This is a genomic window from Haloarcula rubripromontorii (genome assembly GCF_001280425.1).
Lineage (GTDB): Archaea > Halobacteriota > Halobacteria > Halobacteriales > Haloarculaceae > Haloarcula > Haloarcula rubripromontorii.
On record NZ_LIUF01000004.1, the window covers coordinates 494,737 to 507,808 of the forward strand.

Here is a 13,072-nt window from a genome sequence, read left to right on the forward strand (position 1 = left end):
TCGTGTGCTAGCGACTGTTGTCGATCTGGGTTGCGTTTGTCGACGCCGACAATAGTATTAACATATAATCCAGATAGTTGCCAGATATAGCTATATTGGTCCAATTCTATAGCGGATATCTGAATAATAGGGTAGCGAAAGCTGCGTGAACGGAACAATTTAAGTCACTGATTCTGCAATGGCTACCCGGTTAGTCAATGGTTGACAAGAGTCACACTAGATCGAGACGAGAGTTACTGGCAGCGCTTGGGGCAGCAGGAATTACCGGACTGGCCGGTTGCAGCGGTGGCGGTGATGACGGCGACAACGGGGGCGGGACCGGCACCGCCGACGGGGGAGCCGCTGCGGGGACCGGGACCAGCAGTGACGGCATGGATTCGGTCACCGCCGCGTGGGTGTACAATTCCGAGGTCGGTGACCTCGGCTGGTCCTGGGCACACAATGAGGGTCGGAAGGCAGTCGCAGCAGAGTACGACTGGCTAGAGACAGAGTACACCGAGGCTGTTGCCCCCGCTGATTCCGAACGGGTGTTCGAGCAGTACGCACAGGGCGACGCCGACATCATCTTCGGCTGTACGTTCGAGTATCAGGACCCGATGGCGTCCGTGGCGGAGCAATACCCCGACACATACTTCGAACACAACACCGGCTACCTGACGATGGAGAACATGGGACGGTACATGGGCCGGATCTATCAGCCCCGGTATCTCGCCGGACAGGCCGCGGGGACCGTAACAGAGACCGACACGCTGGGATACGTGGCGGCGTTCCCGATTCCGGAGGTCATTCGTGGCATCAACGCCTACGCACTCGGGGCCGCGTCTGTCAACGACAGCGCGACGCTGAAAGTCAGATGGACGAACTCCTGGTTCGACCCGCCGACCGAGAGCGAGGCGGCGAACGCCCTGCTGGACGAAGACGTCGACGTAATGGCCCAGCACCAAGACTCCCCCGCAGCGCTCAGAGCGGCCTCTGATGCAGGTATCTGGGCGACCGGCTACGACGCTCCGATGGGCGACATCGCCGGCGAGAACTATCTCACCTCCCCGATCTGGCACTGGGAAGAGTTCTACGGTCCGACTATCGAGTCCGTCAGAGACGGGACCTGGGAATCCGACGCGTACTGGAAAGGCATCGAGTCGGGCATCTGTAGTCTGGACGACTGGGGGCCAGAAGTGCCCCAGGAAGCGAAAGACACCGTTTCGGAGTCACGAGCAGCGATACTCGACGGCGACCTGAACATCTGGGCCGGTTCGGCATTCGAAAGCGAGGGCGACGAGTTCCTCTTCCAGGAGATGAGTAGCTACGTCGACGCCGTCGAAGGTGAGGTCCCGAACTGATCCCGCCACCGCTTTTCGACTGCAGTACTCGCCTGGGGGTTGCTGTGGTCCGCAGGCGTATATAACCACGTTCGTAGTACTATTCCGGATTGTATGGAGTTTCTGCCCAATTTTAATCAGATCTATTCGTTCGCTGCAAGGTCAAGAATGGTATCGCTTAAGTAGGAGTTTCCGCTACCTCTACCCAGTTCAGTAATGGTGAATACCAACCGAACGATATCGCGGCGGGAGATGCTGGGCGCGCTTGGGGCAACAGGAGTAACCGCACTAGCCGGCTGTAGTGGCGGGAGCGGCGACGGTGAGACGACTGACGGGACAACGACCGGCGGCGATGGAGGCTCCGGGTCCGACTCCGTCACCGCCGCCTGGGTGTACATCTCAGAGGTGGGCGACCTCGGGTGGTCCTGGGCCCACGATGAAGGCCGAAAGACGGTTGACGAAAAGTACGACTGGCTGGAAACCGAGTACACAGAGGCTGTCGCGCCGGAAGACTCGGAACGCGTATTCGAGCAATACGCGCAGGGTGACGCCGACATCGTCTTCGGGACGACGTTTGGCTACCAGGACCCAATGTTCAACATTGCGGAACAGTATCCCGACACCTACTTCGAGCACGCGACCGGCTATCGAACCCGGGAGAACATGGGGCGGTACATGGGTCGGATCTACCAGCCCCGGTATCTCGCCGGGCAGGCCGCCGGGATGGTGACCGAAAACAACACCATCGGCTACGTCGCCGCGTTCCCGATTCCCGAAGTCATCCGTTCTATCAATGCGATGGCGCTCGGTGCGCGGTCGGTGAACCCGGACGCGACGTTCAAAATCCGGTGGGTCAACGCGTGGTTCGACCCACAGACCTCGAAACAGGCCGCCAACTCACTCATCGACGAGGGCTGTGACGTTATCTCACAGGAGCAGGACTCTCCCGCTCCGGTCAGGGCCGCAAACGAGGCGGACGTGTGGGCCTCCGGCTACAACGCGCCGATGGGCGAGTTCGGCGGTGACAACTACCTCATTTCGCCGGTCTGGAACTGGGAAGAGATCTACGACCCGACCATCTCTGCGGTCCGGGACGGGACCTGGGAATCCGACGCCTTCTGGGGCGGCATGGAGACGAACCTCCCTGCGCTCGACGAGTGGGGGCCGGCGGTCCCACAGGAGGTCAAAGACACCGTCGCCGAAACGGAAGAGAAAATCGTCAACGGCGACCTCGACGTCTGGGCCGGCTCGCCGTTCGAGGGTGAGAGCGACGAGTTCCTCTTCCAGGAGATGAACAGCTTCGTCGACGCCGTCGACGCCGAGGTTCCGGAGTAAGAGGGGTTCTTCCGTTTTGCAGTTCGACACCGCCGACCGGTAGCTAGCAGTCGGGCCGGTCAGTCACGGTCAGCCGGTGGCAACAGGCACCAGCCGCTCACTCGTCGACAGCGCGGTCGAGTTCCGGACGGGACGCCCCGCCCCACTCCTCGTAGGAGCGAAGCACGTCGCCGTTTCGCTCGCCGGTCAGTTCGCCGTCTCGGACGGCGATCTCGCCGCCGACGAGGACGTACTCCATCCCGTCGGAGAACTGGAACGGGTTCTCGTACGTCGCATTCGCCGACACCGAGGTGAGGTCGAAAGCAACGAGATCCGCGACGTATCCCTCGCGGATGTAGCCGCGGTCCCTGAGGCCAAGGATATCGGCCGGGTTGCCGGCGGCCTTGTGGACCATCAGTTCCGGCGAGAGCACGTCCCGCTCCTGGACGTATCGTTCGAGGATGCGACTGAACGCCCCGATAGCCCGCGGGTGGGGCTTGCCGCCGAAGATCCCATCCGTACAGAACGTGCCGCGGTCGTCCGCGAGAAACCGCTCGATGTCCTCTTCGGCCATCACGAAGTCCGCCATCGTCACGTCCAACTCTTCCGCGACAAGCAGGTCACACATCGCGTCGACCGGCTCGCTGTCAACCTCGGCGGCGATGTCTGCGATGGTGTCGCCCTGATAGCGTCCGCTTCCCGTCCGCGTAATGAGGATGTTGTCCCACGAGCCAGCGGCGTACGCGAGATTCTCCCAGTCGCCCGGCTGAGAGATGTCGGCTGCGATGCGGTCCCGAACTGCTGTGGAGTTGAGGCGGTGACGGATGGCTTCCGAATCACCCTGTCGCGCCCACGGCGGCAATAGCGCGGTGAGCATCGTCGATCCGGCGGTGTAGGGGTACTGGTCGAAGGTGACCCGCTGGCCCCGGGCAACGGCATCGTCGAACAGGTCGAGGACAGCCTCGGAATTCCCCCAGTTCTGCTGGCCCCCGACTTTGAGATGGGAGACATGGGCGTGACAGCCGCCGCGGCGGCAGATGTCCAGATACCGGTCGATAGACTCAACCACGCGGTCCGTCTCGTTCCAGACGTGTGAGATCATAAACGAGTCACGCTTGGCGAGCGTGTCCGCCAGCGCCACCAGTTCGTCGTCGCGGGCGTACGAACTCGGCGGGTATATCATCCCTTTAGACATACCGAACGCGCCTTCTTCCAGCGCTACTTCGAGCTCCTGTCGAATCGCGTCGAGTTCACCGGGCGCTGTGTCGTGGTCAGCCGTCGGTCTGTGCAGTCGATGACTGGTGACTGGCCCGGCGGCGACGACGTGTTCACCGCTGAGTGGGCGGTCCTCGAATCCGGCCAGCATCGACCTGATGTTGCCATGTGGGGCGTAGTACGCACAGTTGACGGCGGGTTCGGCGGACTCGAGCGCCTCGAGATAGCCGGAAACGGTGTGCCACGGCCACGTTTCGCCGAGCGTGCCGTCGAGTGACTTGACCCGTTCCGCCCACTCGTCAGTGAGGGTTGGCGGCACCGGCGCGACGCTGACACCGTCCTGGCCGAGGACTTCCGTCGTGATCCCCTGTGTCAGTTTCTCTTTTGCGCCGGGCTGTTCGAACAGTCGAAGCTCCGAATGCGCATGCATATCGATGAACCCCGGCGCGAGATAGGACCCGTCGAGATCGACGACGCGGTCGGCGTCAAGCGGGGCCTCGCTGACGGCATCGATTCGACCGTCGGCGACACGCACGCTCGCAGTGAACGGAGGGCGACCGCTCCCGTCCAGCACCCGCGCGTCTCGGAACGCGATAGACGCGACACTCGGCTCGGTCATGTCTGTCGACTCGCGGAACGGTCGTTTGGCTCTTTCGGTGGTCTCAACCGTGTGTGACAGCGGGCGAGCGCGTGCCACACTGCGTCTGTCAATCTGTGTGTCACCACCCCGACGCAATCTTCAAGACGACACCGCAGAACAGCTACCCAATGCCATCGGTCAGTCTCGATAGCGAGCGGTTCAGACGGCGCTTCGATACGTTTAACGAAATCGGCGCGACAGAGGCGGGCGGCGTGAACAGGCCGAGCCTCTCAGACGAGAACAAGGCGGCCCGGGACACGCTGGTCGAGTGGTTCCGCGAGGCCGGGCTGGAGGTCCGTATCGACACAATGGGCAACATCTTCGGTCGCCGAGAGGGGGCCGACGGTGACGCCGCGCCGGTCCTGTTCGGGTCACACATCGACAGCCAGTACAACGGCGGGCGGTACGACGGCGTTATCGGCGTCCTCGGTGGACTGGAAGTCATCGAGGCGTTCAACGACGCCGGGGTGACGACCGAACGCCCGCTAGAGGTCGTCGCCTGGAGTAACGAGGAGGGCGTCCGCTTTCAGCCGGATATGCTCGGCAGCGGGGTCTACTGTGATATTTTCGACTTCGACTACGCGTACGAGCGCGAGGACAAGGACGGGAAGCGGTTCGGCGACGAACTCGAACGCATCGGATACAAGGGCGAAACGCCCTGTGAAGCGGACGATATCCACTGCTACTTTGAGATGCACGTGGAACAGGGGCCGTTTCTCGAACAGCAGGACATCCCAGTCGCCGCTGTCGAAGGCGTGTTCGGCTTTTCCTGGCTGAACGTCACTTTCGAGGGCCAGGCAAACCACGCCGGGCCGACGCCGATGGATATGCGCCACGACGCCTTCGTAGCGACGGCGGACGTAACCCGCGCTGTGCGGCGAATCACGGCGACCGAAGGAACGGACCTCGTCGGCACAGTCGGCAGTGTCGACGTGTGGCCAAACGCCATCAACGTCATCCCCGAGACGGTGGAGTTCACGCTCGATTTCCGCTCATACGACGATGCCGTTGTCGATGCGGCCGTCGAACAGATCAGAGAGGAGATCGCCCACGCCGCCGAGCGCGAAGGGCTTGAATACGAGGTCGAGGAAATCATGCGAGTCGATGCAGACCCGTTCGATCAGGGCTGCATCGATACGGTTGTCGAGGCCGCCGAGACGGTCGGCTGTGAGTACACGCGGCTGGTCAGCGGCGCGGGCCACGATGCGAACTACCTCAACAAGATAGCCCCGACGAGCATGATTTTCGTCCCGAGCGTCGACGGGATTAGCCATCGCGAAAGCGAGTTTACCGAGTGGGATGACATCGTCACCGGGACGGAGGTGCTGCTGAACGCCGTGCAGGCGAAGGCCGCCGAATGAGCGGGTCCATTTACAGGAAGTATTTGTCACAGATTTGCCACATGTCACACATCACCCGGCACGTCTGTCGTAGCTGTGTCAGTTTAGTCTCATGTAGTGGGACGTGGCCGTGATTTCTTCTGGCAATATCGCAATCGAGTACCTGTGAAGCATACCTATATGAGAGAGTGCTGTACAGTTGTTCACTAAGAGGTGCGTGTGCGTATCGCATACCGCAACTGGAGGGACCCCTGTGGACATCGAACTCACAATCAACGGCGAGCGGACGACAGTCGAAGCCGGGTCGGCGGACGACCTGGCGACGGTATTGAGACAGCACGGGTACATCGGCGTGAAATGTGGCTGTGACGGCGGAACGTGCGGCGCATCGAAGGTGTTCGTTGACGGCGAAGTCCGGATGGCTTGCGGAATGGCCGCAGTGGACGCCGATGGGAGTGAGATACAGACCGTCGCAGCGCTCGGGACACAGAACGACCTGCACCCGGTACAGCAGGCGTTCGTCGACAACTTCGCCGTCCAGTGCGGGTTCTGTATCCCGGGAATGGTTATCCAGGCGGTGGCACTGCTGGATTCGAACCCCGACCCAACGGAGCGGGAGGTCCGGGAGGCGCTAGACGACAACGTCTGTCGCTGCACCGGGTATCAGAAGCCGGTCGAAGCCGTACTCGACGCGGCAGAGCGAATGCGTGGAGCGCAGTCGGTAGCCGCCGACGGCGGCCACTCTGTCACTGTGTCGCCGAATGCGAACGAGTCGACCCGCTGCTGCGGAGGTGACTGCGATGAGTAGCGACGACGAGGCACCCACGGCCGACGGGGGGACGGCCTCGCAATCGGAGGCTGTCGAGGATAGGCGGTCCGAAGAACACCCGCTCGAATGGGACGAACCAGAGAACAACGACAAGGCACCCGACGAACGCGACAGTGTCTCCCACCGGACGGAGAAGTACGACGACCGAAAGCTCGTCACCGGGCAGGCGAAGTACACCGCCGACTACGAGGAGCGGTATCCCGACCTGGCGTACGCGGCGGTCGTCCGGAGCGACATCCCACACGGCCGCGTGACCGACATCGACACAAGCGACGCCGAGGCGATGGACGGCGTCGACGCGGTCTTGACACCCGAATCCGACGCAGTGCCGGACGGAAAATACACCAGCGCCGGACAGTCCTATCCTGAACCGAGCCCGTGGGATATGCACGTATTAAACAAGCACGTCCGGTATATCGGCGACCCGATTGCCGCCGTCGCCGCCGAGGACCGGACAACTGCAACGGCCGCCGTCGAGGCCATCGAGGTGTCCTACGAGGAATACGACTACGTCACTGACCCGGAGGCGGCCTTCGACGAAAACGCGCCGCAGTTGTTCGAGGACGTCGAGGTCGAGAACGAGATCGTCGGCCACGATTACGACCGCAACCGGATGGCACACATCGGGGGCGAACTGGGCGACGTGGCCGCGGCGCTCGACGGCGAGACTCACGTCCACGAGACCGAATGGGAGACGATTCGACAGTCCCACGCCAACGTCGAGAAACACACCTCGTTGGCGTACACGAACGAGGATGACCGCCACGTCCTCATCACCAGCACGCAGGTGCCCAACCACACCCGGAGACAGCTCGCCCACCTGTTCGACATCCCCATCCGTGACATCCGTGTGCAGAAACCCCGCGTCGGCGGCGGGTTCGGCGGGAAACAGGCGATGGTGGTCGAGCCGATTCCGCTGGCGCTCTCGCTCGCAACCGACCGCCCGGTCCTGTACGAAGCCAGCCGCGAGGAGGAGTTCTACGCGATGCGCTCGCGCCACCCGATGAAGGTCAAAGCGAAGACCGCCGTCACCGACGAGGGCGACATCGTGGCCATCGACATCTACGCGCTGTCGAACACCGGCGCGTACGGGAGCCACGGCATGACCGTCGCGGGCAACGTCGGGAGCAAGCCGCTGCCGCTGTACTCGAAGGTCCCCAACGCCCGCTTCGAGGCCGATATCGTCCACACGAACACGCCACAGACCGGGGCGATGCGGGGCTACGGCGCGCCACAGGGCACGCTCGCGCTGGAAGGCCATCTCGACGAGGTGGCTCGCGACCTCGGTCTCGACCCTATCGAATTCCGGCGGCGGCATCACATGGAAGTCGGCGACCTCGACGAGATCGCGGGAATGATGGGCGGGGAGGGAGCGAACCGCCGTATCCGCTCGTGTGGCCTCGACGAGTGCATCGAGCGTGGCAAGGACGCCATCGGCTACGACGACCTCGAACAGCCCGACGAGGACCATCTGCACCGCGGCATCGGGATGGCGCTGTCCGCACAGGGGACCGGCGTCGCCGGGGACGAACTCGGGGCCGCCCAGATAATGATGAACGAGGACGGGAGCTTCCATCTGCAGGTCGGCGGCGTCGACATCGGGACGGGCGCTGACACGGCGTTCCTCCAGATTGCCGCCGAGGTACTGGGCTGTGACGAGGACGACATAATCGTCAAATCCGCTGATACTGACGTAACACCCTTCGACTACGGGGCGTACGCCTCTTCGACAACATACATCAGCGGCATGGCCGTCAAGAAAGCCGCGGAGGATGCGAAAGCGCGAATTCTCCACTGGGGGTCGAAGCTGCTAGAGGAGCCAGTCGAGGAGCTGGAAACCGGCGACGGAACCGTGTACAGCGAGGCCAGCGGCGATTCGGTCACACTCGAAGACATCGGCTACGAGGCCGCCTACGGCGGCGACGAGCGCGAACACATCTTAGGGAAGGGGACCCACTGCACCGAGGAGAGTCCCCCGCCGTTCGCTGCGCAGTTCGCCGACGTGACGGTCGACGAGACCACCGGGGAGTTCGAAGTTCAGAAACTGGTCGTCGCCGTCGACTGCGGCGTCGCAATCAACCCCGGCATGGCCGAGGGCCAAATCGAGGGCGCGAACCACATGAGCTACGAGATGGCCGTCAGCGACGGAATCACGCTCGACGACGAGGGACGGGCAGAGATAGCTGACTTCGACGAGTACGGCCTGCCATCGGCGACAGAGACGCCGCCAATCGAGTCGATTCTGGTCGAGACCCACGAACCGACCGGTCCCTTCGGCGCGAAGTCGGTCGCCGAAGTCCCGACCAACACGGTTCCACCGGCGCTGTCAAACGCCGTCAGAGACGCCGTCGGCGTCCGTATCCGGGAGATGCCGATTACCGCCGATAAGATCAAGACGCAACTGGACGAGCGCAACTCCTGACTCGGAACGGGGTGCCAGTCACGGCAAAACCCGGTGTGGCGGCGTGCCATATCGCAAATCCGCGATAGCTATTTACCGTTCTGTTCGTCACGTACCTGACATAGCTAGCGAGCTGATGAGCCATATGGAAATCGAACTGGAACTGAACGGTGTGGAGCGGACTGTCGAAGCATCGAAGTCCGATTCGCTGCTCGATGTCCTTCGACGGAACGGGTACACTGGCGCGAAGCGGGGGTGTGACACCGGCGCGTGTGGCTTCTGTACGGTACACGTCGACGGTGAGCCGGTGAAATCCTGCGTCGAGCCGGTGACGAAAGTGCAGGGCGCATCCGTCGAGACAATCGAAGGGCTGGGTACACAGGACGACCTGCATCCGGTGCAACAGGCATTCGTGGAGAATACTGCGCTACAGTGTGGGTTTTGCATTCCCGGGATGATTATGCGCTCAACGGCGCTACTAGAAGCGAATCCGGCCCCGACCGAACAGGAGGTTCGGGAAGCGCTGTCGGACAATCTCTGTCGATGTACTGGCTACAAGAAAATCGTCGAAGCGGTACTGGACGCCGCCGAGCAGATGGACGACGGGACAGCCGTGGCCGCGGACGGTGGACGGGCACTCGATAGCGACGATGGAGCCACCACCGAAGTCGAGTGTTCACGCACCGACTGCGGCTGCACGGAGGGCGAGAAGTGAGCGATTCCGACCGTGCCCGGGAGACGGCCGAGCAGTCCGACAGGACAGGAATAGAGGAAGCGGATGCTGCCGAAGCCGAGAGGGAGGCAGCGGCGGACATCGCACGCGAACCCGACCGGAAAGCCGAATCCGAGCGCGACGCCATTACCGTGAACGAAGAGAAAGACGACGCGCGGAAAATCGTGACTGGTGAAGCCCGTTACACGGCGGACTACCGCGACCGGTTTCCGGACCTCGCTCACGGGACGGTAGTTCGCAGCGACATCGCTCACGGCTACGTCGAAGCAGTCGATACGAGCGCAGCCGAAGCGATGGATGGCGTCGACGCCGTCATCACGCCGTTCGACGATGTGGTTCCGGACAAACTGTACTCCAGTTCGGGCCAGTCCTACCCCGAGCCGAGTCCGTGGGATCTGAAAGTGTTGCGCGAACACGTCCGCTTCGTCGGTGACCCGGTCGCCGCAGTGGCAGCTGACGACCCGGAAACGGCCGACCGAGCCGCACGGAAAATCGAAGTCGAGTACCAGGAGCTGGACGCCGTCTTCGACCCCGAAGAAGCACTCGACGAGGACGCGCCACAGCTGTTCGAAACCGACGACGTGGAGAACAAGCAGTCGGGCGCAGACTACAGCCGAAACCTCGAATCACACTTCGAGGGGGAACTCGGTGACGTTGCTGGGGCGGTCGAACGAGCGGAGAGTGAGGACGACCGGCACGTCATCGAGACGGAGTGGGAAACGCCGTACCAGTCCCACTGCGTCCCGGAACCGCACACAACCATCGCCTACACGGACGAGGATGACCGGCACACGTTCATTACAGCGACGCAGGTCCCCTTTCACACCCGCCGCCAGATAGCACACCTGTTCGACGTGCCCATCCGCGACGTGCGAGTGAAGAAGCCGCGAATCGGCGCTGGATTCGGGTCAAAACAGGAGATGGCAATCGAGCCGATAACGTTCGCACTGCATCTGGCGGCCGACCGGCCGGTCAAACTGGAGATGAGCCGGCAAGAGGAGTTCACCGCGCTTCGCTTTCGGCATCCGATGCAAATGCGGATGCAGACCGCAGTGACTGACGACGGCGACATCGAGGCAATGGATCTCTACACACTGTCGAACTCTGGAGCCTACGGAACCCACGGCATGACTGTCGCAAACAACGTCGGAACGAAGCCGCTCCCGCTCTATCCACGCGTCCCGAACGTCCGCTTTTCCGGGGATGTGGTGCATACGAACCTCCCGATGGGGGCGGCCATGCGAGGGTACGGCGCGCCGCAGGGCCATTTCGCCGTCGAGTCACACATGGACGAGGTGGCCCGCCGCCTCGACCTTGACCCAATCGAGTTCCGCCTGCAGAACGCGGTCCGCGAGGGTGATCTCGACCGGAGCGTCGCAATTCTGAAAGACGGTGACCGCTTCACCAGGGAGATTCGCTCGTGTGGCATCCGCGACTGTGTCGACCGCGGGAAGGAAGCCATTGGCTACGACGACCTCGAACAGCCCGACGAGGACCACCGCAAGCGCGGGGTCGGAATGGCGCTTATCGCCCAGGGAAGCGGCGTTGCGGGAAAGGAACTCGGCGCGGCACAGGTACAGATGAACGAAGACGGGAGTTTCCACCTGCAGGTCGGCGGCGTCGACACCGGCACGGGCGCGGACACGATGTTCTCTCAGATCACCGCCGAGGTGCTGGGCTGCACGCCGGACGATGTCGTCGTCATCGCCGCCGACACCGATCTGACGCCGTTCGATTACGGCGCGTACGCCTCCTCGACGACGTACATCAGCGGTCGAGCGGTGAAGAAGGCCGCAGAAGACGCGAAAGAGCGGGTGCTGGAGTGGGGGTCGAAACTGCTCGACGAGCCGCCGGAAGCGCTCGACACTGGCGACGGCGGCGTGTACAGCGAGCGAACCGGGAACCGTGTCTCGCTGGAGGAGATCGGCTACGAAGCGACCTACGGCGACGACGAGCGCGAACACATCCTCGGTGACGGCAGCCACTCGACCGACGAGAGTCCACCGCCGTACGGTGCGCAGTTCGTCGACGTAACTGTCGATACGGAGACCGGCGAGTACGAACTCAACAAACTGGTGTTCGCGGCGGACTGCGGCGTCGCCATCAATCCCGCGCTGGTCGAAGGCCAGATAGAGGGCGGCGAGCACATGAGCCTCGAATACGCCACGAGCGGCGACCTGACCTTCGACGAGGACGGGAACCCGGACGTACTCGGCTTTCGCCAGTACGGGATGCCGCGGACGACCGACCACCCAGAAATGGAGACGATTCTCGTGGAAACACACGAACCCACGGGTCCGTTCGGCGCGAAGTCCATCGCGGAACTCCCGACAAACGGGGTCCCGCCAGCCCTTTCGAACGCGATCCGCGACGCCGTCGGCGTTCGGCTGACCGAGCTACCGTTCACTGCGGACGACCTGAAGGCGGCATTTGATGAGCAGTCTGCAGACGGTAGATAGATTTGTTTCGGGCAGTTTTCCGCTTCGTAATATCACACACGGAGTGTTTTTCAGTGTGTCGAGCAAACTATTAAGCGCTGTTCGGGAAAACTTCGTCAGTATGGCGTACATCGGTTTTCTGCTGACAGGGGGACCCTTCGACAGTGAGCGGTGGCGCACCGCCTACGAGCTGGGGCGGGCGGCGCTGGATCAGGGCCACGAGGTGAGCTACTTCCACTATCTCGACGGCGCGCTCGTTCCTGTCGCGGACCAGACCCTGCCCGGCTGTTCGGACAGCGGGCTGTACGACGAGATGCCGACAGAGAAGTTTCAGGAACTCATTGCGGACGGAGCGGCGGTCATCTGCTGTGGGCTCTGTGTCGACGCACGCGGCATCGACGCGCCCGCCGACTACCCAGATGGCGTCGAAGTCGGGCTGCTGCCGGACCTTGCGGACATCATCGGCGAGGCCGACCGGGTGGTCTCGCTATGAAACGGGATGTCGTCGTCCTGCTCACCCGTGCGCCGTGTGGGCGTGTCCATATCCCGGAGGGGCTGCGCGCCGCCCGTGGTGTTGCGGCCGGCTTCGACATGCACGACGTGACCGTGATATTCACACAGGACGGCGTGTACGGCGCTCGAAAGGCCGTCGACCGCAACGCGCTCAACATGGGCGGACACGTCGCCGATCTGGAAGAACAGGGCGGACAGATGGTTGCGGACAGCGTGGCGATGGCCGAGCGCGGTGTCGACGAGAGGGACATCGCCGACGACGTGGCCGTCTGGTCGGACGACCGCGTTACCGCCCGCATCCGTGATGCCGACCGAACACTGGACTTCTGA

The 13,072-nt window shown here is 62.8% G+C and carries 10 protein-coding genes; 9 read left to right on the plus strand and 1 reads right to left on the minus strand.

The features are described from left to right. The first annotated feature begins 197 nt into the window (after nt 1-197). Together AMS69_RS14625 and AMS69_RS14630 are read left to right on the plus strand one after the other, a co-directional pair. Nucleotides 198-1,340 (plus strand): BMP family ABC transporter substrate-binding protein, encoded by a 1,143-nt coding sequence (locus tag AMS69_RS14625; RefSeq protein ID WP_053968789.1) that lies wholly within the window; start codon nt 198-200, stop codon nt 1,338-1,340. Nucleotides 1,341-1,535: 195 nt separating this feature from the next. Then, nucleotides 1,536-2,654: a BMP family ABC transporter substrate-binding protein gene (locus AMS69_RS14630; RefSeq protein ID WP_053968790.1), complete on the plus strand. Its 1,119-nt coding sequence runs from the start codon at nt 1,536-1,538 to the stop codon at nt 2,652-2,654. 97 nt (nt 2,655-2,751) lie between these two features. Here the strand turns inward: AMS69_RS14630 and AMS69_RS14635 are convergent, their stop codons facing one another. Next, a complete protein-coding gene (locus AMS69_RS14635) occupies nt 2,752-4,467 on the minus strand; it encodes an N-acyl-D-amino-acid deacylase family protein (protein WP_053968896.1) in 1,716 nt (571 codons plus the stop codon). A 149-nt stretch (nt 4,468-4,616) separates the two neighbouring features. On the opposite strand from AMS69_RS14635, the gene AMS69_RS14640 reads away from it, so the two are divergent. The 7 genes from AMS69_RS14640 (at nt 4,617) to AMS69_RS14670 (ending at nt 13,072) form a co-directional block, all read left to right on the plus strand. Further along, nucleotides 4,617-5,849: a Zn-dependent hydrolase gene (locus AMS69_RS14640; protein ID WP_053968791.1), complete on the plus strand. Its 1,233-nt coding sequence runs from the start codon at nt 4,617-4,619 to the stop codon at nt 5,847-5,849. 232 nt (nt 5,850-6,081) lie between these two features. Beyond that, a complete protein-coding gene (locus AMS69_RS14645) occupies nt 6,082-6,636 on the plus strand; it encodes a (2Fe-2S)-binding protein (protein WP_053968792.1) in 555 nt (184 codons plus the stop codon). Beyond that, nucleotides 6,629-9,079, plus strand: coding sequence for a xanthine dehydrogenase family protein molybdopterin-binding subunit (locus AMS69_RS14650; protein ID WP_053968793.1), 2,451 nt, complete (start codon nt 6,629-6,631; stop codon nt 9,077-9,079). Before AMS69_RS14645 ends, AMS69_RS14650 begins: the two co-directional genes overlap by 8 nt. Before the next feature lie 124 nt (nt 9,080-9,203). After that, complete coding sequence (locus tag AMS69_RS14655; protein WP_053968794.1) at nt 9,204-9,773, plus strand: (2Fe-2S)-binding protein; 570 nt, start codon at nt 9,204-9,206, stop codon at nt 9,771-9,773. Beyond that, complete coding sequence (locus tag AMS69_RS14660) at nt 9,770-12,250, plus strand: xanthine dehydrogenase family protein molybdopterin-binding subunit (RefSeq protein WP_053968795.1); 2,481 nt, start codon at nt 9,770-9,772, stop codon at nt 12,248-12,250. The genes AMS69_RS14655 and AMS69_RS14660 overlap by 4 nt, the downstream gene beginning before the upstream one ends. A 100-nt stretch (nt 12,251-12,350) precedes the next feature. After that, nucleotides 12,351-12,722, plus strand: a complete 372-nt coding sequence (locus tag AMS69_RS14665; RefSeq protein WP_053968796.1) for a DsrE/DsrF/TusD sulfur relay family protein — start codon at nt 12,351-12,353, stop codon at nt 12,720-12,722. Then, a complete protein-coding gene (locus tag AMS69_RS14670; protein ID WP_053968797.1) occupies nt 12,719-13,072 on the plus strand; it encodes a DsrE family protein in 354 nt (117 codons plus the stop codon). The genes AMS69_RS14665 and AMS69_RS14670 overlap by 4 nt, the downstream gene beginning before the upstream one ends.

Excerpts from the sequence above, each read along its gene's own strand:
- AMS69_RS14625 (WP_053968789.1), top strand. The coding sequence starts at position 198 with ATGGTTGACAAGAGTCACACTAGATCGAGACGAGAGTTACTGGCAGCG.
- AMS69_RS14630 (WP_053968790.1), top strand. The coding sequence starts at position 1,536 with ATGGTGAATACCAACCGAACGATATCGCGGCGGGAGATGCTGGGCGCG.
- AMS69_RS14635 (WP_053968896.1), bottom strand. The coding sequence starts at position 4,467 with ATGACCGAGCCGAGTGTCGCGTCTATCGCGTTCCGAGACGCGCGGGTG.
- AMS69_RS14640 (WP_053968791.1), top strand. The coding sequence starts at position 4,617 with ATGCCATCGGTCAGTCTCGATAGCGAGCGGTTCAGACGGCGCTTCGAT.
- AMS69_RS14650 (WP_053968793.1), top strand. The coding sequence starts at position 6,629 with ATGAGTAGCGACGACGAGGCACCCACGGCCGACGGGGGGACGGCCTCG.
- AMS69_RS14655 (WP_053968794.1), top strand. The coding sequence starts at position 9,204 with ATGGAAATCGAACTGGAACTGAACGGTGTGGAGCGGACTGTCGAAGCA.
- AMS69_RS14665 (WP_053968796.1), top strand. The coding sequence starts at position 12,351 with ATGGCGTACATCGGTTTTCTGCTGACAGGGGGACCCTTCGACAGTGAG.
- AMS69_RS14670 (WP_053968797.1), top strand. The coding sequence starts at position 12,719 with ATGAAACGGGATGTCGTCGTCCTGCTCACCCGTGCGCCGTGTGGGCGT.